Genomic DNA, 22,313 nt, shown 5'->3' with positions numbered 1-22,313 from the left:
GTTTATCCCAGTTGACGCAGATCCCGCGCTTGCCAATGCGGAAAGTGCTTGCGGATCAGCTGGTTTAACTCAAGCTCAAACGCTGAGAACGACGAGGTGGTTTGTGGCTGAGCCTCAGTCACATGACGGATCATGCCCGCGCCAACCGTCACATTGGTGAGACGATCAATCAGGATAAAGCCACCGGTATTCGGGCTATCGTGATAGGTATCCAGCGGCACCGCTTCGCTCAGGGTCAAGGTGCAACGACCAATGCCATTGAGCGGCAAGGTGTCTGCGTCATGGGTGTTAAGCGTATTCACATCCACCCCATAGGACAGTGACTCAACCTGCGCCGAGGTTTTCTTGCTGGCCAACTTAATGTCGTATTCGCGCCCCGGTGCCAGCGGGGTTTGTGTCATCCACACCACGTCGGCGTCAAATCGTTGCCCCACCGCCACGTCATCATCCGCTCGTACCAAGAGATCGCCACGCGAGATATCAATTTCTCTATCTAAAGTGAGAGTGACCGCTTGACCGCTAAAGGCAAATTCACGATCACCGTCAAAGGTGACGATGCGCGCGACCTTCGCGGTAAGCCCAGAAGGGAGTACCTTAACTTCATCGCCCACATGTAACTCGCCACTGGCAAGGGTGCCCGCGTAACCGCGAAAGTTCAGATCCGGTCGATTGACATACTGCACCGGAAAACGGAACGCGCCCGTCCCGCGCGATTTTTCAATGTCGATGGCTTCTAGCTGGCTGAGTAGCGGCTCGCCTTGATACCACGCCATCGCGTCACTGGCATTGACCACGTTGTCGCCTTCCAGTGCCGACAAGGGCACCATAGACACTGACAAGCCGGGGTTGAGCTGATCGGCAAACGCCAGATACTGCTCTTGGATTTCATCAAACCGAGCTTGGCTATATTCCACCAAGTCCATTTTGTTCACCGCTACCACAAAATGCTGAATACCCAGCAAGTTAGCGATGTATGAATGGCGACGAGTCTGATCCAAGATGCCGTGGCGCGCGTCGATTAAGATCACCGCCACATCACAGGTCGACGCACCGGTGGCCATATTCCGGGTGTACTGCTCATGGCCGGGGGTATCGGCGATGATAAACTTGCGCTTGGAGGTGGAGAAATAGCGATACGCCACATCAATGGTGATCCCCTGCTCGCGCTCGGCTTGTAGGCCGTCTACCAATAGCGCCAGATCCGGTTTCTCGCCCGTGGTGCCAACACGCTGGCTATCGGCATGAACAGCAGCCAGCTGATCTTCATAAATCTGCTGTGAGTCGTGCAGCAAGCGGCCAATCAAAGTCGACTTACCATCATCGACAGAGCCACAGGTCAAAAAGCGCAATAAACTTTTGTGTTGGTGCTGTTGCAGATAACCCTCAATACCCAGATCGGCCACCTGTTGTTGAATTGCTGGATTCATGACTGCTCCTTAGAAATAACCCTGACGCTTTTTGCGCTCCATGGATCCGGACTGATCGTGGTCGATCGCCCGCCCTTGGCGTTCACTTGAGGTAGCGACCAACATCTCTTCGATAATCTCGGGCAAGGTGGTCGCGGTAGATTCAATCGCCCCGGTGAGCGGGTAACAGCCTAGGGTGCGAAAACGCACCGATTTATGGGTCACGGTTTCGTTGGGCCCAATCGGCATCCGCGCATCATCCACCATGTACAAGGTGCCATCACGCTCTACCACTGGGCGCTCGGCCGCTAAATAAAGCGGAACAATGTCGATATTTTCCAGATAGATGTATTGCCAGATATCGAGCTCAGTCCAGTTAGAGAGCGGAAAGACGCGAATACTCTCGCCCGGGTTCACTTGACCGTTATAGTTGCGCCACAGCTCTGGCCGTTGGTTTTTGGGATCCCAGCGATGGTTCTTATCACGGAACGAATAGACACGCTCTTTGGCGCGGGATTTTTCTTCATCCCGACGCGCGCCGCCAAACGCCGCATCAAACTTGTGCTGATCCAGCGCCTGCTTCAGCGCTTGGGTTTTCATGATATCGGTGTGCTTGTCGGAGCCGTGATCAAAAGGATTGATCCCCTGAGCCATCCCTTCTGGGTTTTTGTGCACAATCAGATCTAGCCCGAGCTCTTTAGCGGTGCGATCGCGAWAGGCAATCATGTCGCGAAACTTCCAGTCGGTATCGACATGCAGCAGCGGAAACGGGATCTTTCCAGGGTAAAAAGCTTTGCGCGCCAAATGCAGCATCACTGACGAGTCTTTGCCAATCGAATACAGCATCACGGGGTTATCAAACTCCGCCGCGACTTCCCGCAGTATATGAATGCTCTCGGCTTCTAACTGCTGGAGGTGAGTGAGTGTTTTTGCATCCATCCTAACTATCCTTTAAGCGAAGTTAACCACAGCGGTGGGGGATTGCGTGGGGTCGGCATCGCTTACCGCGCGCCCCTCGCCAAACCATGTCAGCTGACCGGCGAGTGCCGCCACTTCGCCCACCACGATCAGCGCGGGCGACGCAGCTTGTTCCGCCAGCGACGGTAAATTGTTGAGTTGACCGGTAAAGACTTTCTGCTCCGGACGCGTGCCGTTTTCAATCACCGCCACAGGGGTGTCCGGCGATCGGCCGTGAACAATCAGTTGGCTTTGAATATGGGCAGATTTCATCAAGCCCATATAAATCACCAAGGTCTGACGCGGGCGTGCTAACGTCGCCCACTCCAAGGTGTCTTGTTCTTTTTTCAAATGACCGGTAATAAACAGTGCGGTCTGGGCATGATCACGATGGGTGAGCGGAATACCGGCATAGGCCGTCGCCCCCGCCGCCGCAGTGATCCCGGGCACCACTTGAAACGAGACACCGGCATTGGCAAGGGTTTGTAATTCCTCACCACCACGGCCAAACATAAAAGGATCGCCCCCTTTTAAGCGCACCACCCGTTTTCCGGCTTGAGCATGCTCGACCAACAGACGATTAATGTCGTCTTGGCTCACACTGTGGTAGCTCGCCCGTTTGCCCACACAAATCAGCTCCGCATCTCGGCGGCACAGCTCCATAATCGGTTCAGCCACCAAGTAGTCGTAAAGCACTACATCGGCTTGCTGCATCAACTGCAACGCGCGCAAGGTCAATAACCCAGGATCCCCCGGCCCGGCACCAATCAACGCCACTTCGCCTTGGGTGGTGATTTGTCCACTAAGCTGTTCCAGCGCTTGCTCGGCTTGCTGGTGTTTGCCTGCCGCGACTAAATCGGCAAACCGCCCACTAAAAGCGGCCTCCCAGAATTTGCGCCGGCCCGTTAAGGTCGGAATACGCGTTTTCAGTTTGTCGCGAAACGCACCCGCCATTGCCGCCATTTTGCCGATATGTTGCGGCACTAGGGTTTCAATTTTTTCTCGTAACATCCGCGCCAATACCGGCGCTTTGCCGCCCGATGAGATGGCAATAATGATGGGAGAGCGATCAACCAAAGAAGGGACAATAAAGCTGCATTTAGGGGTATCATCAACGACATTGACTAAGATATTACGGCTATCAGCGGCAGTGGAGACCAGCTCATTGACGAGGGCGTTGTCAGTCGCCGCAATCGCCAGCATCTTTCCGTCCAGATGATCGGGACGAAACGCCTCACGCAATACCGTCAGCTTTCCTTGCGCTTTCGCCTCCGCAATTTCACGGTCGACGTCAGGGGCAACCACAGTGACGGCCGCACCTACCTTGAGCAACATGCGCGTTTTGCGCCATGCGACTTCGCCGCCACCTACCACGAGGCAAGGACGATGTTTAAGCTGAGCAAAGAGGGGGAGATAATCCATGATCGCGCATTCCCTTGATGACAATGCAGCCACTATATCGCCCAGCAACTATTACCTGAAATTCTATAAATTCATTTTTTATTCTCTTTTGTGATTAAAAGTCGTGTATTTATCCGCTGAAAATCCTCACGTCCATCTACCACGCAATGATGACGGTCTCAAAATGCCGCTTTCATCAACACTCAATTCCGACAAAATGACAGAAGCCGATCAAGGCCACAGCTTTTGTCATAATGTAAGTTGCATAATGGCGCCGCTTGATACCTGACGCACACTTTTTTACTGGAGATTTTATTATGCGTTTGATGCCTTCTGCGGTCGCTACAGCGGTAGTTGCCGGTCTGCTTGCTGCCTCTGGCAGTGCCTTTGCCGATACCGTTAACCTACGTGTGATTGAAACCACCGACATTCACACCAACGTGATGGACTACGACTACTACAAAAACAAGCCCTCGCAAAAAATCGGCTTGGTCCGCGCCGCCACTGTGGTGAAACAAGCACGTGATGAGGCAAAAAATGCCCTTTTGGTCGATAATGGCGACCTGTTGCAAGGCAGCCCGATGGGCGATTACATGGCCAGCAAAGGTATCAAACCCGGTGAAGTGCATCCGGTATATAAAGCGATGAACTTGCTCGATTATGAAGTGGGCAACATTGGCAACCATGAGTTCAACTACGGCTTAGCGTTCTTAAAAGAGTCGATTAATGACGCCAACTTCCCGTATATCAACGCCAACGTGTTTGATGCAGAGACTGGCGAGCACTACTTTGACCCGTATTTAATTAAAGAATACCAACTCAAAGATGAAGACGGTGACAGCCATACCATCAAAGTCGGTTACATTGGCTTTGTCCCGCCGCAGATCATGACTTGGGATAAAGCGAACCTTGAAGGCAAAGTGATTGCCAAAGACATTAAGCAAACCGCTGAAAAACTTGTCCCAGAAATGAAAGCCAAGGGCGCGGACGTAGTAGTGGCCATTCCACACTCTGGCGTCTCTCAAGCACCGTATAAAGCGATGGCTGAAGACTCTGTCTATTACCTATCAGAAGTCGATGGCATTGACGCGATTGCCTTTGGTCACTCACACGCGGTATTCCCAAGCGATGATTTTGCTAATATTCCCGGTGCCGATATTGAAAAGGGCACCATCAATGGCGTGGCCAGTGTGATGGCCGGTCGCTGGGGCAGCCATGTTGGCGTGATAGATTTGAAGCTCGAGCAAGTCGATGGCCAGTGGCAAGTGGTGGATAGTGAAGCGCATGCTCGCCCTATCTTTGACCGGGCCAGCGGCAAAGCGTTGGTCGATGCCGATAAAGCCCTGCTCAAAGCCGTTGAAAAAGATCACAATGCCACTCGTGAGTTCGTTAATCAGCCAATTGGCCAAGCCAATGATGTGATGTACTCCTATTTGGCATTGCTCCAAGATGACCCCACCGTACAGATTGTTAACTTGGCACAGCAAGACTATGTCGAGCGTATGATCCAAGGCGATCCCGACTTAGCAGAGCTACCGGTACTGTCTGCTGCCGCGCCTTTTAAGGCCGGTGGTCGCAAAAACGATCCGAGCAACTTTACCGAAGTAGAAGCCGGCCAACTGACGTTCCGTAACGCCGCCGATCTTTACCTGTACCCAAATACCTTGGTCGCACTGAAAGTATCTGGCGCCGAACTCACCCAATGGCTGGAATGCAGCGCCGGTCAATTTAACCAAATCGACCCCAATGCGAAGCAGCCTCAGACGCTAGTGAACTGGGACGGATTCCGTACTTACAACTTTGATGTGATTGACGGGGTAGAGTATCAAATTGATATCACTCAACCCGCGCGTTACGACGGCGATTGTAATGAAGTGAATCCAGACGCATCACGCATCGTCAATCTCACCTATCAAGGCAAACCGGTTGACCCTGAGCAAACCTTCTTGGTCGCCACCAACAACTATCGCGCTTATGGCGCGAAGTTCCCGGGCACCGGCAGCGATCATATTGCCTTTGCCGCGCCGGATGAAAACCGCACCGTGGTCGCCAACTACATCAGCCGCGTGAGTGATGAAAAAGGCCAAGTCACGGTGAGTGCTGACAACAACTGGTCCATTGCCCCAATAAAAGGCGATGCCATCGTGCACTTTGAAACCTCACCCAGCGAGAAAGCCGCGCAATTTATTGAGCAAAAAGGCCGCTGGGCAATGACGAAAGCCGGTAAAGATGACGTTGGCTTCGCGGTCTATCGCGTCGATTTAAGCCAACCTCGCCAATAAATAGCCTGCACAATAAATAGGCTTTGAATACCGCAGCTTGTCTGCGGTATTTTTTATCTTTAATCAGGAGGACGTCGTATGGAATGGCAACGGGCAACCTTTGACACACTAGATACGCGCACTTTATTCACATTGATGAAATTGCGTGTCGATGTGTTTGTGGTCGAGCAGGCGTGTGCTTATCCAGAACTAGACGCACATGATACCGCACCAGACACCGTGCATTTACTGGGCTGGCTGAATGGCGAGCTAGCCGCTTATGCCCGTATTCTTGCACCGGGCGCGAGTTACGCTGGAAGCAGCATTGGCCGCGTGATCATTGCCCCCGCACATCGCAGCGGACAATGGGGGCATCAGCTCATCCGCCAAGCCGTTCAACTATGCCAACAGCAATGGCCCGCACAAAACATCGAAATAGGCGCTCAAGCTCACCTACAACACTTTTACCAAAAGCATGGTTTTGTGGCCTTTTCCGAGCCCTATCTGGAAGACGGGATCCCACATATTGATATGCGCCTTTCCACTCCATAAAAAAATCCCGCGACAGTGCGCGGGATTTTATGTCTAGGCAAATAACAAGCTTGTTGAGTTCAGCTGTTTCTTTGCGAGCGTCCGTGGCGTTACTTGGTCAAACGGAAACGCTGCATGGTGCTTTGCAGTGAGTGCGCCAACTGGCTGAGCTCGCTACACGCTTGCGCGGTTTGATCCGCACCGCCCGCCACTTCTTGTGACGAATCGTTGATGCGCTCAATGTTGCGGCTTAGCTCATCGGCAACCGAGTCTTGCTCACCACAAGCACTCGCAATCTGCATGCCCATATCGGCAATGTTCTCAACCGATGTTTCGATGCCACGGATCAATTGCTGCGCTTGGCTACCTTGCTCCACACACTGCTCGATACTCTCACGGCTTTGAGTGGTGGCATCGCGCGCTTGGGTCGCGAATTGCTGGAGCTTCTCGATAATTTCAGTAATTTCACCCGTCGAGTCTTGGGTACGGCCGGCCAGTGTGCGGACTTCATCGGCTACCACCGCAAAGCCGCGGCCAGACTCACCGGCACGCGCCGCTTCGATCGCCGCATTCAGTGCCAACAGGTTAGTTTGCTCGGCGATATCACGAATAACATCCACCACAACGTTGATTTGCTTCGACTGCTGGTCCAGCTCGTTGACTGTGTCACCCGTTTTACGCATGTCTTCTGCCACTTTGGTGATAGCTCCCACCATGCTATCGACATCACGCCCACCGAGGCGTGCCTGCTCACTGGCTTCGTTAGCCGCGGTCGACGAGCTTTCGGTATTCTGCGCAACATCCGCGACAGTGGCTTTCATTTGCGCCATCGCAGTGGCAACTTGCGAAATCTCATGTTGCTGACTTTGCATGCCGCTTGAAGTTTGGCTAGACACCGCGCTGACTTCTTCGACCGCACTGCTTAGCTGGGTCACCGCGGCAATCACTTCTTCAATCAAGCTACGCAAGCTATCTTGCATGGCGATGCTCGAATCTGCCAACTGCCCCATTTCATCGTTACCGATTTGGCTACGATCTAACTGGTAAGTCAGGTCGCCCTTGGCAATCGCAGAGGATTGTTCCATCACCAAACGGAGTGGATTAATAATCGCGCGGGTGAACACCACCGCAACCACAATCATAAAGGCGATTACTGCGAACAGTACGCCGATAATGGTCATACTCACTGTCGACACTTGATTAAGCATAGAAGTGCGGTTTGAGGTGATAAAGCCTTGCGTTAACTTTGACATCTCTTTCAGCGCAGCATCTAGCTTTAAGAAGGTGTTAAATGAGTTTGATAGAATGCTTTGTGCCTCTGACAACTGACCATTTTCAACGAGAGACGGGAAGTTTTTCAGCTCTTCGTTGTATTTAGCCCAGTTATTTTGAATTCGAGTAAAGATGGCTCTTTCATTGTCGTACCAAAGCGTCTGTTCGTAGGCATCAAGATCTTGACTGTATTGACGTTTCATCGCTTGCAAGTCATTGGCAATCTCGCGACGTCGAGTCATATCATCGAAAGTTAGAACGGCGTACTGGTCTTGACGAATACGAACAATTTCTTCACTTAAACGCTCAAGCTCTAATACCGCAGGTAGGGTATCGTCAGTAAAGTTCAGCATATTATCGCGCATGCCGCTCACTTGGGTAAAAATGTAAAACCCAAAGATCGCGACGGCGATACCAATCAGGGAAAAAGCCGCAGTAAACTTTTTACCAATAGATAAATTCTTCAACATGGAAAAGCGAGTCCTCAACAGATTTATGGTTAGCGTGTCAATGCCTGGACATCCATGTTGAGGCGGCTTGCGTGTATCCCCTACACAGCCGGCGCGAATACTAGCACAAAAATTCACCAAAGTGTGACATAAAACTCATTATTTTCTGAAAAAGTATGTCATGCACGCTGGTCAAATTCGCAGGCACGGTCGCGTAATTTAGCGAATAATCGCTAAAAACCTCCAAATCACAGCATAAACCCAGCCATATTGACTGATTTATTAAAAAGTAGATGAAAAAAACACCAACGGCGAATTTATCGGCACGGGAGTTTAAAAAACAAACAAGAAGGAAAGCGTAGGCACGGTGACTCCGTGCCTGAAAAGAAAGACTAGCGTTGGCGCGCAAAGCCTCCATCCGATAAACGGAAATATAATACGGACTGACCTGCCTGCGTTTCCACTTGAAGAATGTCGAGCGCGCCACTGTCGGTGCGCTTAAACCGAATCCATTGACCCGGCTGGATACGGCTAATGGGTTTTCCTTCCCCTTCGATATTAGCAATCGCGTAAAGATCGGTCAGCGCCAAGTCATTATCGCGAAACACCTTAGCAAGCGTATCTCCTTGCTCAATTTGGTGACTGACCCAGTCACTTTCCGGCGTGGAAGGTTGTGATGCCTCCGGCTGTGGGCTGTCTGTTGACGTAGCACTGCGTTTGGGTTGTGCTTGAGTATCAATCGCCACAGAGCGCCGCTCCTGAGGCTGCGCAGTCGTTTCAGTCGAGGACGGTGCGGGCAATAGACTTAGTACCAACACCAAAGGGACCAACACCATTAATAATCGTTGGTGCAAGCGAGGTAGACGCAGCCAAGCGTGGCGTATTGTGCGTATCCATGCCATGTCTTGCCACTGCCCTTTCCTATCGGATGAAGAAGCGAGCATTCGTCCCCATCTCACGCACCAATCTTTAAATTGTGTACGCATTGCTGTTAACTTCATTGCCACTCCGCGCATATTTTGATGTTTTACCCTCATATTGGACGCCTTTTGCGTACAAAAGTTTACCCACGAAACCATCACCTGTTATCCTTTCACACTTTATTCACGCAAAAAAGAGAGACGTTATGTCTGACGTACAACTAGAAACCGTCGAGCAAAAAGCAAGCTATGGCATCGGCCTACAAATGGGTCAACAACTGGCAGGCAGTGGCCTTGAAGGCCTACAAGTCGATGCGATTGCTAAAGGCATCAGCACGGCACTGGCTGGCGAAATGCCAGAAATCGAAATTGACGACATCAATAACGCCCTGCGCGAGCTTCACACAAAAGCAGAAGAAGTTCGTCAAGAAGCTGCAAAAGCACAAGCGGCTGAAGGCGATGCCTTCTTAGCGGATAACGCAAAGCGTGATGAAGTGACCGTGACCGAATCTGGCCTCCAGTACGAAGTACTAGTAAAAGGCGACGGTGATATCCCAACCAGCGATAAACAAGTACGTGTTCACTATCACGGTCAATTGATCGATGGCACTGTGTTTGATAGCTCAGTAACGCGTGGCGAACCTGTTGAGTTCCCTGTGACTGGCGTGATCAAAGGCTGGGTTGAAGCTCTACAAATGATGCCTGTAGGCTCAAAGTGGAAACTCTACATCCCACAAGACCTTGCCTACGGTGAGCGTGGTGCTGGCGCCGCTATCCCACCATTTGCGGCACTGGTATTTGAAGTCGAGCTGCTAGATATCCTGTAAGGATAAGGCGGTTTCTATTGCAAAGCGATGCCTCTGGCATCGCTTTTTTATTGGCGTTGGCAAAGTCGCGATGTAGCGATCCCATCTGGATATTGCGCTTCACGGTAACCATATTTTTTTACCTGCTCTAACATCTGCGGGCTCCCCATATACTTGGCTTGCACCTCATCAAATCTCTCCACAAACGCATTATCTTCTTTACGAAAACCAATACCGATATAGTGCCCTGTTTGGCTCGTCGCTCTCGCCGGATCACTCACAGAGATACTATCGGGCGCCTGTTTAGCCAGGTATAACGCCGTGAAATACGGTACCGCCCCTACCTCAGCACGCCCCTCTTTCACGGCGGAAAGAATTTCAGTCGGTCCGGGGACTTGAATAATCAAAGACTCACTGAGTCCTGCATCACGCGCCGAAGTGACCATGTTGTATCCCACTCCTGTCACCAAACGCGCGCTTTCACGCACAACGTCAGGATAGTCATGAATATCTTTGGGGTTACCTTTCGGCACAATAAAAGCGTCGCGAAAGCGCCCAATGGGTTCAGAGAATGCAATTTTCTGACAACGACTGCCAAGAATATACATCCCGCCGGTGATGATATCGAATCGCTTCGCGCGCAAACCGGGAATTAATCCGCCCCATTCAGTGAAAACAGGCTCGATCTGACTGATCCCCATGCGCTTCAAGATATCGATGGTATAGTCATTAATCAGCCCAGTGGGTTTACCATCACTGTCCAAGTAAGCCCAAGGTTTCTCATTCGCAAACCCTAACCGCACAGGTTTCCCCGCTTCGATACGTGCGTTTAACGTCTCTGCCGACACAGTGCTAATCAAAAGCAGACTGGCGATGATAATGACAATTTGGCGCATGGTGCGTCCTTGAGACCCTTCACGGTCAATCAGTGATGATTTGATGTTAGCGAAAACCTACTTTCTGCCTTAAAAACTAAGCACACAATAGCTAAAAATGCCACCCCACCTGTCCCACGATTGCGACAAAACGGCGCAGGCTCACAACATGAATTCGGGATATAAAAAAGCCCGACTCGGGCCGGGCTTGGGTAAGATTATTGCACGTACTCACGTGGGTTGACTGCGCCCCACCAGCTGTAGATTTCTGGGAAGATCACATCCGCGTTGCTTTCGTACTCCACCGCCCCAATAGTTTCATCACCTTGCTGGCCGAATAGCACCACTTCATCATTAGGTGTCACTTGATCAGCAATATCAGTGACATCCACCATAATGGTGTTCATCGATGAAACACCAACCACAGGCACGCGATGGCCTTTGATCAACACATCGGCATTGTTCCCCATTTTACGCGGGAACCCATCTGAGTAGCCGACCGGCAAATTGGCAAGAATAGAATCACGCTCGACCGTATAAGTGCTGTCATACCCCACGGTACTGCCTGCCGGTAAGTGATGCAAAGACGCAACCTTGGTCTTAAAACTCATGATCGGCGGGAATTCGCGATTGGTTGGTTGATCGCCGTAAAGCACACCACCGGGACGAACCATATCGAAATGGCCTTCTGGCACGTTCAAGGTCACGAAAGAGTTGGCTGCATGGATCAGCACGTCTTCACGGTTTAAGTTGGCCTGTTCAATCAACCAATCGCTGTTGGACTTAAACTGCCCCAGCTTACTACGCACGTACTTGGCACTGTAATTTGGGAAGTGCGTCATTATACCAACCACGTTGAATCTCGGATCAGTCGCAATCTCCATCGCAAGTTGCTTGCCATACTCCGATTCCATCTCGATGCCGTTTCGACCCATGCCTCCGGCGTTAAAAGCCATATGTACAGGGATGACAATGTCGTGCTTGTCGGCAAGTTCACGCATTTGTTCTGCTTGCTCGGCCGAGCCTACAAGCTCCTGCATGTTTAACGCCAAACCACTTTCCATTTCTTGTAATGTGGCAGTCCGTACTCGCATGATCTCACCGGTGAAGCCGCCTTCACGTAGCGTGCGCGCTTCCTCGTTACTGGCAATACCCACGCAATCAATGCCATTAGCGATAACCACAGGTAGGAGACCCGCAATTCCATTGCCATACGCATCTGCCTTCATCACCACACACATTTTGGTGCCATCAGAAAGCTGTTGCTGAACACGTTGAATATTGTCATTAAAAGTGGCGGTGTTCACTTCCAGCCAACCATTGCCATGGCCCATATAACGCGAGCTGCTGGTGTCTGTGGTCGGTGTGGTTGACGAGGAATAATCAAGAAAGGCTGGTGCGCCAACCGCAACGACACCCGCTACGGCAAGGGCGACTAAAGAGAGTTTTTTGTTCATAAGCTTCACTGTTTGTCACGTGGATTCGGCGTCCGTGACGTGTGTGGAGGGACATAATCCTTCCTTCGCTTCCTGATTGCGCGCGCAATTTATATCACAGAAAGCATCACGGTTGATGGATAACTCAATAAAAAAGATAGACAAACACCGTCGTTTGAACAAAAAAAAGCGCCACTTTAATTCGTGACGCCTGTAAGTGACGCCTGTAAGTGACGCCTGTCAGTCACACAGAGCAATACGGCTAAATACCTGCCCCGTCGTTGACATCATCTTCGTGCAGACCACATTCTCGTTTCAGACCGAAAAAGCGGGTTTGCTCCTCGCTCATGCCGGGCTCTAACCGCTGAGTGGTATGCACATCACCCACGGAGACATAACCTTGCTCCCACAAAGGATGGTAAGGCAAGTCATGCTCGGTCAAATAAGCGTGTACCTGTTTATTGCTCCAATCCACCACGGGCAAAAACTTAAATACACCGTGCTGCACGCTTAAAATGGGTAAATGCGCACGCGATTGCGATTGTCCGTGACGCAACCCTGAGAACCATGTACCGGCATTAAGCTCGGTCAATGCTCGCTTCATCGGCGCCACTTTATTGATCTGGTTATAGCGAGTGATCCCCTCAACCCCCTGCTCCCACAATTTGCCATAGCGGGCTTCTTGCCATGCTGGGCTCAATTCAGAACGGTAGACGTTGAGATTGAGCTTTAAACGCGCCTGCAGGTGATCAATAAATTGGTAGGTTTCTTGGAATAAGTAGCCGGTGTCGGTCAGGATCACCGGAATGTCCGGCTTCACCTGACTGACCATATGCAGCATCAATGCCGCTTGTATCCCGAAGCTGGAGGACAGCACAAACTGTCCGTCCAGATGTTCCAACGCCCAGCGAATGCGCTGCTGCGCGGTGTACTGCTCGAGCTCAGCGTTAATTTCAGCCAGCGCAAGCGTCTGCTGACTTTTATTCATCGCCACCAGATCGGCGCGGTTCAGTGCAGAATAAGCCGTATCAGGCATAAAAGTCCCTCTTCGATACATGCACAGGTGCAATCACGTCGGTACGAATCAAGAAGTCACCAAAATGCTCGCCTTCTTGACGTTCTCGCGCCCAGCGGCCAATCAAGGTATCTAACTCGGCCAAGATTTCTTGGTCGGTGATATTTTCTTTGTACATTTTGGGAATACGTGTGCCTTCCCAGTTACCTCCCAAGTGCAGGTTATAGCGGCCGGGCGCTTTGCCAACTAACCCTACTTCCGACAACATGGCGCGACCACAACCGTTCGGGCAACCGGTGACACGCAGGACAAYCGGATCATCTTGCACTTGATGCTTTTGCTGAATTTTCTCTACTTGCGTAACAAAATCCGGCAAAAAGCGCTCCGCTTCGGCCATCGCCAGCGGACAGGTTGGGAAAGAAACACAGGCCATCGAATTGGTGCGCTGTACACTGTACGCATCATCAATCAGACGGTAGCGGCGAGCGAGCGCTTCTATTTGGTCTTTTTGCGCTTCAGGGATCCCAGCAATAATCAAATTCTGGTTGGCTGTCATCCGAAAGTCGCCTTGGTGCACCTTAGCAATCTCAGCCATCCCGGTTTTCAGCGGCTTTTCTGGCGTATCACGTAAACGGCCATTTTCAATAAACAGCGCCAAATGGTATTTACCATCAATGCCTTTGGTCCAGCCTAGACGATCGCCACGCCCAGTAAAGGTATAAGGCCGGCTGGGTGCAAAGCTGACGCCAGCACGCTTTTCCACTTCCGCTTTAAACGTCTCAACGCCGACTCGGTCAAGGGTATACTTGGTTTTGGCATTTTTACGATTCGAGCGGTTCCCCCAGTCTCGTTGGGTCGTCACCACTGCCTCTGCAATCTTCAGCGTATGCTCAAGAGGGATAAAACCGAAATCATCCGCACGACGTGGATAGGTACTGGTGTCACCATGGGTCATGGCAAGCCCGCCGCCGACGAGTACATTGAATCCAACCAGTTGGCCCTTCTCGGCAATGGCAACAAAGTTCAGGTCATTGGCGTGCACATCCACATCATTTTGCGGGGGGATCACCACGGTGGTCTTAAATTTACGCGGCAGATAACGCTTACCTAAAATCGGCTCATCATCTTGCTTACCTTCCACTTTTTCACCATCCAGCCAAATTTCCGCGTAAGCGCGTGTTTTAGGCAGTAAATGTTCACTGATCCGCTTAGCCCAATCGTACGCTTGCTGATGAAGTTCAGACTCAACAGGGTTCGAAGTACACAGGACGTTACGGTTTACATCCCCCGCGGTGGCAATCGCATCAATCCCATATTTGTTCAAGGTTTGATGCATCATTTTGATGTTGGGTTTCAATACACCATGAAACTGGAACGTTTGACGGGTGGTCAAACGGRTACTGCCGTACAGGGTATTTTCTTTGGCAAATCGGTCGATAGCCAGCCACTGCTCGGGCGAGATGATCCCGCCCGGCATTCGGGCACGCAACATCACATTGTGTAACGGCTCAAGCTTTTGTTTTTGTCGCTCAGCCCGAATATCACGATCGTCTTGCTGATACATGCCGTGAAAACGGATCAACTGAAAGTTGTCATCCGTAAAACCGCCAGTGATCGGGTTGGTAAGATCCTCACTGATGGTGCCACGTAAAAAGTTACTGTCATCTTTTAAACGCTCGTTATCGGAGAGGGGCCCCAGTGTGTCGCCCGCAAATTTTTGCTCACTCATTAGTACACATCCCTTTGATAGCGCTTATCTTTGCGCAATTCATTAATAAAGGTCTCAGCGTCTTCTCGGCTCAACTGACCTTGGTGCTGGGCAATGTGAATCAGGGCATCATGCACATCTTTTGCCATGCGATTCGCATCCCCACAGACATACACATACGCGCCGTTTGACAGCCACTGCCATACCTCACTGGCGCGCTCGAGTAATCGGTGCTGCACATACACTTTTTCTGCTTGGTCACGGCTAAATGCCACATCCATGCGAGTCAGCAGACCGGATTTCAGGTACTGCTGCCATTCAACTTGATAGAGGAAATCATCGGTGAAAGTGCGATCGCCAAAGAATAGCCAATTATCGCCGCTGGCTTCTCGCTGCTCTCGCTCTTGCAAGAAAGCTCGGAATGGCGCAATGCCCGTGCCAGGGCCAATCATGATGATGGGCGTATCGTCATTGTCGGGAAGTTTGAAGTTATCGTTGTGCTCAACAAACACTTTGACTGAGCCAATCGCTTCAGCCCGTTGGGTTAAAAAGCCCGAGGCACCACCTTGACGCAACGCACCTTGCTCCTGTTCATAGGCCACCAAGCCGACAGTCAGGTGAACTTCGTCTTCCACTTCCGCTTGGCTTGACGCGATGGAATACATCCGTGGCGTCAGACGACGTAACACCGACTGCAGTTGCTCGGCATTTAGCTGCACGTCAGCAAGGCTAAGTACATCAATCACTTGGGTTTGATTGGCATAATCACGCAGCGACGCTTTGTCTTCGGTGAGCGCGGTCAATGCCTCATTTTCAGTCAACGCCGCGAGCGCTACGATTTGTTGCGGGTTCGAGACGGTAATTTCATAGTGCTCAATCAAGGCCTCACGAATTGAGATAGCACGCCCGTCAATCTCAATGGTCTCGTCACCGTTCAAGTCGACACGCGCCAAAATCGCATCCGCCAACTCTGGATCGTTTTGATACCACACACCGAATGCATCGCCGGGCTGATACTGGATCCCTGAATCCCCTAGATCGAATTCAAGGTGATAAACGGCTTTATCTGAGCCTCGACCAGTAATTCGCTGGCAGGTGAGTAGTTCAGCCTCATATGGCGATTGTTTGGTATATGCGCTGGTTGCCGCTGCTGTTTGACGAATCGGCACCACTTGCGCATCGCCACTTGCCAGAAAGTGCTGCTTCACTTCCGCTAGGGTTTGCTCTCGCCACGCGCTCGCGGTGGCTTCATAATCCACATCACAATCAAGGCGCGCCACCATCGGCTTAGCACCCAGCTTTTGCAAAAAGGTGTCAAAGTCTTTTCCGGTTTGGCAGAAGTACTCATAACTCGAGTCGCCCAGACTCAACACGGCATAATGAAGATGGTCGAGCTTGGGCGCCTTTTTCGATTGCAAAAACTCATGCAGGGCAATGGCGTTATCAGGCGGCTCGCCCTCGCCATTGGTTGATGCCACGATCACCACATGGCTCTCTTTGCTAAGCTGCTTGCCTTTATAGTTATCTGCAGCCACCAGCTTTACAGGGATCCCTGCCGCTTGTGCATCATTATGAAGCGCTTCTGCCACGCCCTTGGCATTGCCAGTTTGCGAGGCGTAAATAATGGTTAAGGTATGATTCGGGCTGGCTTGGGCGTCAGCACTGGGAGACGCAGCCGTGGTGGTTGGTGATTGGCTCAGTCCCCAAAAATAGCCACTGATCCAGGCCAGCTGCTGAGGTGACAATTCAGCCACCGCTTGCTGCAACTGGCCGATCTGCTGATCGTTCAGCGGGCTAGTCAGCCCAGAGAGTTCCTTAAGTAACATGGTGACGACATTCCTTGCTTACATTGCGTGAATGCTAGCGTAACCGCACCAATTAATAACAAGAAAGAATAGATACGAATGTTTTATAACTTTTAGTAAGAAGAGGGGCGCGCGAAGGCGGGTGTTGATGCGCTTCAACACCGAGGTGTGACGGGTCAATCCGCGATGCGAACTTGGTCAAACCCGATTTGTAATGCGTTTAGCGTGGCTTGGTCAATATCGGCGAAGCACTGCTCAATGCCTTCCGCATCGGTCAACGCCATAATACCGCCGCCCGTGTGGCGACATTCCACGACCCATCCTTCACTGTCTAATGAAGGCTCCACCATCACCTCAACCAGCAGCTTTTGGTGGTATAAGGCACGTAATTGCTCGGCTGTCATCATTATTCTGCCTACCTACTTGCTCACTTACTGAGCTTAGTATCAGATAAGCAGGCTCGCCAGATCCGGCCAGACAACCTTGGGGGTGTAACCAGTGCGGCGTAATGCCGCACTGGTCGATTCGATCAGAAAAAACCCAGTGGATTGATGTCGTAACTGACCAGCAAGTTCTTGGTTTGCTGATAGTGGCCAAGCATCATTTTATGGGTCTCTCGTCCGATACCGGACTTTTTGTAGCCTCCAAACGCGGCATGCGCCGGATAAAGGTGATAGCAATTGGTCCAGACACGACCCGCTTGGATCGCTCTCCCCATCCGATACGCACGGTTCATATCGCGGGTCCACAGCCCTGCGCCCAACCCGTATTCGGTGTGGTTGGCAATCGCTAAAGCTTCCGCCTCATCTTTAAAGGTGGTCACCCCAATCACGGGGCCAAAAATCTCCTCTTGGAACACCCGCATATTGTTGTGCCCTTTTAATAGTGTCGGCTGCACGTAATAGCCGCCGCCCAAGTCTTGATGACTACCACCAATTAATACCTGCGCACCCTCTTCTTGACCCACTTTCAAGTAGCTCATGATCTTATCAAACTGTTCATCAGACGCTTGCGCCCCCACTTGGGTCTCGGTGTCGAGCGGGTTGCCTTGTTTGATCTTGCCTGCACGCTCAATCACGCGGGCAATAAAATCGTCGTAGATACTTTCTTGGATCAGTGCGCGTGACGGACAGGTACAGACTTCGCCTTGGTTGAAAAAGCCCAGCAGCAAGCCTTCTACCGCCTTATCGATATAGGCATCCTCTTGCTGCATCACGTCTTCAAAATAAATGTTGGGCGATTTGCCCCCCAGCTCTACGGTGGAAGGAATGAGGTTTTCTGCTGCGCAGCGCAGAATATGATGCCCCACAGGGGTGGAACCAGTGAATGCCAGTTTGGCAATCCGTGGCGATGTGGCAAGCGCTTGTCCAGCTTCGGCGCCATAACCATTGACGACGTTCACCACACCCGCAGGCAGAAGATCGCCAATTAACTCCATCAATAGCAAAATGGTGGTCGGGGTTTGCTCAGCCGGTTTTAGCACCACGCAGTTCCCTGCCGCCAGTGCGGGGGCAAGCTTCCACGATGCCATCAGCAACGGAAAGTTCCACGGTATGATTTGTCCTACCACGCCTAATGGCTCATAAATGTGGTACGCCACCGTGCCTGCATCCAACTCTGCCGCGGTGCCCTCTTGGGCACGAATACAACCGGCAAAGTAGCGGAAATGGTCGGCGCAAAGGGGAATATCGGCGGCCAAGGTTTCGCGCACGGCTTTGCCGTTCTCCCACGTTTCTGCCACCGCCAGCATTTCCAGATTCGCTTCAATACGATCAGCAATTTTTAACAAGATATTGGCGCGATCGGTTACCGAGGTTTGCCCCCACGCTGTTTTTGCTTGGTGGGCAGCGTCCAGCGCAAGGTCGATGTCTTCTGCGCTTGAACGCGGCACTTCAGCCACGGTTTCACCGGTACACGGCGATGTGTTGGCAAAATACTGCCCCTTCACGGGTGGCACCCATTCACCACCAATATAGTTCTCGTAACGCGGTTTAAACTGGACTATGGCGCCTTCGGTGCCGGGCTTTGCGTAAATCATAGCGATTCCTTATTCCATGTCAGAGTGGATGGCGGAGCAATCACTGCTATCTCCTTGCCGTGTCACAGAGGCAGCATGCCAACGTTTTTTAGTACTGGGTATTGGCGGAAAGTCGAAGTGAGAGCCATCCCACAATCGCTATTAGCCTGATTTTAACTATAAAAAAACCGCGCCTAAGCGCGGTTTCAATGTTGGGGTAACGCAACCATCGACTAAAAGTCGAGTTCTGCACCGACAAAGAAGCCCGTCAGATCCAGTTTGCCGTCATTGTTATCAAAGTAATCAAAGTCATGCTCGATCATTCGATAGCCACCACGTACGTTAAGATCGGCGGCTACTAAACCCAACTGATACTGAACACCGGCTTCGGCATCCAAGGTGCTGGTGCCATCAAACTCACCTTTGCTCACGGTCGCAAATACGAATAGTGGTGTGCCCACTAACCCGAGACGCGCATCGGCATACACATTAGGTTGCCACTCATCAAAGCTTTGGCCACCAAATTTGCCCGATTGGAAACGCTGCATATTGATGCCCGCGTCAACCGAGATAAGATCGTTGTCTAGCAGCTCGTAATACGCCACAAAGTCAATTTGATCAAAACTGACGTCAGGGTTATCCACGCTAACTGAGGTCTGGCGGATCTTCGCATTGGGGATCAGTGGTAAAGGATGTTCAATCGCGGCGTAATACGATCCTGAGGTGCTCGCATCATCGGCYTCAACATTGTTGACATCCGCATCCATGAACCAGGCATCCGCCCCTACTTTACCGCCCGCAAGGGTCGCAGCCTGAGAAGGCATGGCCATCAACGCGGTTAGCGCTGCGGCGGCAAGCGTCATTGAAGTCGTTTTCATGAAACTCTCCACATTGTCGATAAAAAAGTGTCGTCACGCGGAGGCGGCAAAGCCATGCCTTGTCGCCGGTAGATATGAATGATAGCAAGCTTTATGCCCGGATGGCGCTATTCGCATGTTTACCTGCTGGTTTCTCGTGCAGCAGGCCACATTTTTTTACCAAAAAGGCTTAGCGACGACGGTAACGCGCCCAACGACGTTCACGAACAATCACTTCTGGCTCGCCTTTGCGTTGGCGACGGTTGCGCTTGAGCAACCAGACAATCGCGGCGATCACCAACAACCAAGGCAATAGTTTAAGCAAGGTGCCAATCATGCCCGCGACCATCATGACCGCGAAGCCAGCCAACATAGCCAGCACCATTCCCATGATGCTCACACCCGTCATAAATAACACAGCCGCAAAGCCAATGAGGAATAGAATTTCGATCATTACGATCTCCTTGTCTTGATAGCGAGACAGACTTTGCAGGTTTCAGGCCAGTTTGTCACTTGGTTTTYTATCCATTTATTCAATGAGTTGCTCAGCATGCTCCGTGCTTTACCACGCATTTCGTCAAATTTATCACTAATAAGTAGTTATTTTGACCACGTTTACGCGTCCAACCAATCGTCAGGAATATGACTCATGGCGGTGGTCAGCACCTCAATTCCGGCTCCCGGTTTATGCGCATTCTCGCTGATATAACGGCGCCACTGGCGCGCGCCCGGCATGTTTTGGAATAACCCTAACATGTGACGGCTAATGTGATTAAGCTGCGCACCTTGGCGTAATTGTTGCTCGATATAGGGGAACATGCCTTCAACCACTTGGCGGCGACTCACACGTGCCTGCGCGCTGCCAAACAAACGCTGATCGACATCCGCCAATAAGAAAGGATTTTGATACGCCTCACGACCGACCATCACTCCGTCCAGATGCGCAAGGTGCTGCTCGGCTTCTTCAAGGGTTTTCACGCCACCATTAATAGCCATGACCAGATGTGGAAAGTCTTTTTTAAGCTGATACACACGCGGGTAATCCAGCGGTGGAATTTCACGATTTTCTTTGGGGCTCAGGCCTTTTAACCACGCTTTACGTGCATGAATCGTGAACATATCACAGCCGCCTTTTTCACTGACGATGCCCACAAAGTCGGTCAAAAATTCGTAGCTATCTTGCTCATCTATACCAATGCGAGTTTTCACCGTGATGGGCACATCAGTCACTTCACGCATCGCAGCCACACACTGCGCCACCAGCTCAGGCTCAGCCATTAAGCATGCCCCAAACCGCCCGTTTTGCACCCGATCCGACGGGCAACCAACGTTGAGGTTAATTTCATCATAGCCACGCTCGGCCGCCAGCTTGGCGCACGTTGCCAGATCCGCCGGATCCGATCCCCCCAGCTGCAACGCCACCGGATGCTCCTGCTCGTTGTAAGCAAGATAGTCCGCTTTACCATGAATGATCGCACCCGTGGTCACCATCTCGGTAAACAACAAAGTGTGCTCTGATAGTAAGCGATGAAAATAACGGCAGTGACGATCGGTCCAATCTAGCATTGGAGCGACGGAGAAACGAGAAGATGGATACATAATGTGAAAACCCTTTAGTATTAAGCATTTAACGCAAATACCGCTAAGGGGCTTTGCAAAATATTTTGTCCGCTTTTGGCTTATTTTAGCTTCAGGGGACAGATAGGGGATGGAATGAGGGACATGCTATGTCCCCCAAAATGCCATCAAAGGGGGCGAATTATAGCCATCTAGGGAGATGGCTTCAATGCGCCCTACAAAACATCACCAGCACAGCACCTCTCGACAAATTACTAAACCTCAGAGGTAACTATGGCGACCGTTATTATAGAAAAAGTAGCGCGTAAGACTGGCATCAAATACAAGGCAAGAGTTAGAGCGTCCCGTCATAACAGGCGTGTCTTTGAAAAGTCGAAAACTTTCGACGAAGAGAAACAGGCATCGGCTTGGGCAAAAGAAATAGTCAAAGGGCTGAACGAAAATGGTATACCGTCAATTGATGCACCACAGCAAAGCATTCTCATCGGTGACCTAATCACGCTCTACCTAAACGACAAGATAACTTCAAAAGACCTAGGCCGTTCAAAAGCGGCTGTTCTGAGGCGGTTGCGTAGTTATGACATAGCCTTGGTACAAGCTGATCAATTGACTGCTACCCATTTAGTCAGACATTGCCGAGACAGGCTTAATGAACCTAGTTCCCCTTTGCCACAAACGGTTTATCAAGATGTGACCTACCTACGCAGCGTAATCAACGTTGCTGGGCCTATGTTTGGCTACAAGGCCAATATCCACGCGCATAATGAGGCAATCCCTACCCTTGTGCGGTATGGATTAATTGGGCGCAGCAACCAAAGAAATCGTCGTCCAACTAAAGAGGAACTTGCCCTTGCTGAAGAGGGACTGCGTATTCGGCAAAGCCATCGAGCTTCGCATATACCTTTAGTCGATATCTWCCACATCTCGATTCTAACCTGCATGAGGCTTGGAGAGATCACACGTGCCACTTGGGACGACTTGAATCTTAAAGACGGTACACTGATTATTCGGGACCGCAA

At 51.2% G+C, this 22,313-nt stretch carries 19 protein-coding genes; 4 read left to right on the top strand and 15 right to left on the bottom strand.

Features of this window, described 5'->3' with window-relative positions; translation table 11 throughout:
* Nucleotides 1-2: 2 nt before the first annotated feature.
* The 3 genes from cysN to cysG are packed head-to-tail and all read right to left on the bottom strand — an operon-like array spanning nucleotide 3 to nucleotide 3,785.
* Nucleotides 3-1,427, bottom strand: a complete 1,425-nt coding sequence (cysN, locus tag BZG83_RS09705; RefSeq protein WP_077480309.1) for a sulfate adenylyltransferase subunit CysN — start codon at nucleotides 1,425-1,427, stop codon at nucleotides 3-5.
* 9 nt (nucleotides 1,428-1,436) lie between these two features.
* Nucleotides 1,437-2,345 (bottom strand): sulfate adenylyltransferase subunit CysD, encoded by a 909-nt coding sequence (cysD, locus tag BZG83_RS09700; RefSeq protein WP_077480308.1) that lies wholly within the window; start codon nucleotides 2,343-2,345, stop codon nucleotides 1,437-1,439.
* A 12-nt stretch (nucleotides 2,346-2,357) separates the two neighbouring features.
* A complete protein-coding gene (gene cysG / locus BZG83_RS09695) occupies nucleotides 2,358-3,785 on the bottom strand; it encodes a siroheme synthase CysG (protein WP_077480307.1) in 1,428 nt (475 codons plus the stop codon).
* A gap of 296 nt (nucleotides 3,786-4,081) precedes the next feature.
* Here cysG and BZG83_RS09690 point away from each other — a divergent pair, with 296 nt between their 5' ends.
* Both BZG83_RS09690 and BZG83_RS09685 read left to right on the top strand, forming a co-directional pair.
* Complete coding sequence (locus BZG83_RS09690; RefSeq protein WP_077480306.1) at nucleotides 4,082-6,046, top strand: bifunctional 2',3'-cyclic-nucleotide 2'-phosphodiesterase/3'-nucleotidase; 1,965 nt, start codon at nucleotides 4,082-4,084, stop codon at nucleotides 6,044-6,046.
* Between the two features lie 78 nt (nucleotides 6,047-6,124).
* A complete protein-coding gene (locus BZG83_RS09685; RefSeq protein ID WP_077480305.1) occupies nucleotides 6,125-6,577 on the top strand; it encodes a GNAT family N-acetyltransferase in 453 nt (150 codons plus the stop codon).
* Nucleotides 6,578-6,666: 89 nt separating this feature from the next.
* Here the strand turns inward: BZG83_RS09685 and BZG83_RS09680 are convergent, their stop codons facing one another.
* Nucleotides 6,667-8,298 carry a methyl-accepting chemotaxis protein gene (locus tag BZG83_RS09680; RefSeq protein ID WP_077480304.1) on the bottom strand — a complete coding sequence of 544 codons (1,632 nt, stop codon included), beginning with the start codon at nucleotides 8,296-8,298 and terminating at the stop codon, nucleotides 6,667-6,669.
* A 371-nt stretch (nucleotides 8,299-8,669) separates the two neighbouring features.
* Nucleotides 8,670-9,278 (bottom strand): LysM-like peptidoglycan-binding domain-containing protein, encoded by a 609-nt coding sequence (locus tag BZG83_RS09675; protein WP_158074950.1) that lies wholly within the window; start codon nucleotides 9,276-9,278, stop codon nucleotides 8,670-8,672.
* Nucleotides 9,279-9,403: 125 nt separating this feature from the next.
* On the opposite strand from BZG83_RS09675, the gene BZG83_RS09670 reads away from it, so the two are divergent.
* A complete protein-coding gene (locus BZG83_RS09670; RefSeq protein ID WP_077480302.1) occupies nucleotides 9,404-10,024 on the top strand; it encodes an FKBP-type peptidyl-prolyl cis-trans isomerase in 621 nt (206 codons plus the stop codon).
* A gap of 47 nt (nucleotides 10,025-10,071) precedes the next feature.
* Here BZG83_RS09670 and BZG83_RS09665 read toward each other — a convergent pair whose 3' ends face one another.
* From BZG83_RS09665 to dusA, 10 genes are all read right to left on the bottom strand, one after another.
* Complete coding sequence (locus tag BZG83_RS09665) at nucleotides 10,072-10,899, bottom strand: transporter substrate-binding domain-containing protein (RefSeq protein ID WP_077480301.1); 828 nt, start codon at nucleotides 10,897-10,899, stop codon at nucleotides 10,072-10,074.
* Between the two features lie 197 nt (nucleotides 10,900-11,096).
* The gene (alr, locus tag BZG83_RS09660; RefSeq protein WP_077480300.1) at nucleotides 11,097-12,335 is read right to left on the bottom strand and encodes an alanine racemase; all 1,239 of its coding nucleotides are present in this window, start codon (nucleotides 12,333-12,335) and stop codon (nucleotides 11,097-11,099) included.
* Nucleotides 12,336-12,576: 241 nt separating this feature from the next.
* Nucleotides 12,577-13,350: a phosphoadenylyl-sulfate reductase gene (locus BZG83_RS09655; RefSeq protein WP_077480299.1), complete on the bottom strand. Its 774-nt coding sequence runs from the start codon at nucleotides 13,348-13,350 to the stop codon at nucleotides 12,577-12,579.
* Nucleotides 13,343-15,058 carry an assimilatory sulfite reductase (NADPH) hemoprotein subunit gene (gene cysI / locus BZG83_RS09650; RefSeq protein ID WP_077480298.1) on the bottom strand — a complete coding sequence of 572 codons (1,716 nt, stop codon included), beginning with the start codon at nucleotides 15,056-15,058 and terminating at the stop codon, nucleotides 13,343-13,345. The genes BZG83_RS09655 and cysI overlap by 8 nt, the downstream gene beginning before the upstream one ends.
* Nucleotides 15,058-16,863, bottom strand: coding sequence for an assimilatory sulfite reductase (NADPH) flavoprotein subunit (locus tag BZG83_RS09645; protein ID WP_077480297.1), 1,806 nt, complete (start codon nucleotides 16,861-16,863; stop codon nucleotides 15,058-15,060). The genes cysI and BZG83_RS09645 overlap by 1 nt, the downstream gene beginning before the upstream one ends.
* Before the next feature lie 155 nt (nucleotides 16,864-17,018).
* On the bottom strand, nucleotides 17,019-17,249 hold the full coding sequence (locus BZG83_RS09640) for a thymidylate kinase (protein WP_408642327.1): 231 nt from the start codon (nucleotides 17,247-17,249) through the stop codon (nucleotides 17,019-17,021).
* Nucleotides 17,250-17,371: 122 nt separating this feature from the next.
* Entirely contained in the window at nucleotides 17,372-18,880 is a 1,509-nt protein-coding gene (gene exaC, locus BZG83_RS09635; RefSeq protein ID WP_077480296.1) for an acetaldehyde dehydrogenase ExaC, read from the bottom strand.
* Between the two features lie 212 nt (nucleotides 18,881-19,092).
* Nucleotides 19,093-19,737, bottom strand: coding sequence for a TIGR04219 family outer membrane beta-barrel protein (locus BZG83_RS09630; protein WP_077480295.1), 645 nt, complete (start codon nucleotides 19,735-19,737; stop codon nucleotides 19,093-19,095).
* 169 nt (nucleotides 19,738-19,906) lie between these two features.
* A complete protein-coding gene (pspG, locus tag BZG83_RS09625; RefSeq protein WP_069589681.1) occupies nucleotides 19,907-20,170 on the bottom strand; it encodes an envelope stress response protein PspG in 264 nt (87 codons plus the stop codon).
* Between the two features lie 161 nt (nucleotides 20,171-20,331).
* Complete coding sequence (dusA, locus tag BZG83_RS09620) at nucleotides 20,332-21,315, bottom strand: tRNA dihydrouridine(20/20a) synthase DusA (protein WP_077480294.1); 984 nt, start codon at nucleotides 21,313-21,315, stop codon at nucleotides 20,332-20,334.
* Between the two features lie 252 nt (nucleotides 21,316-21,567).
* Here dusA and BZG83_RS09615 point away from each other — a divergent pair.
* Nucleotides 21,568-22,313 (top strand): integrase (locus BZG83_RS09615; protein ID WP_077480293.1); only part of this gene is annotated, 746 nt, incomplete at its 3' end.

Origin of the sequence: Salinivibrio sp. PR919 (assembly GCF_001995355.1) — a bacterium.
In the GTDB taxonomy this organism is placed as follows: Bacteria; Pseudomonadota; Gammaproteobacteria; order Enterobacterales; family Vibrionaceae; genus Salinivibrio; species Salinivibrio proteolyticus.
The sequence above is the reverse complement of the archived record's forward strand: the minus strand, read 5'-3'. Positions and strand labels throughout refer to the sequence as shown.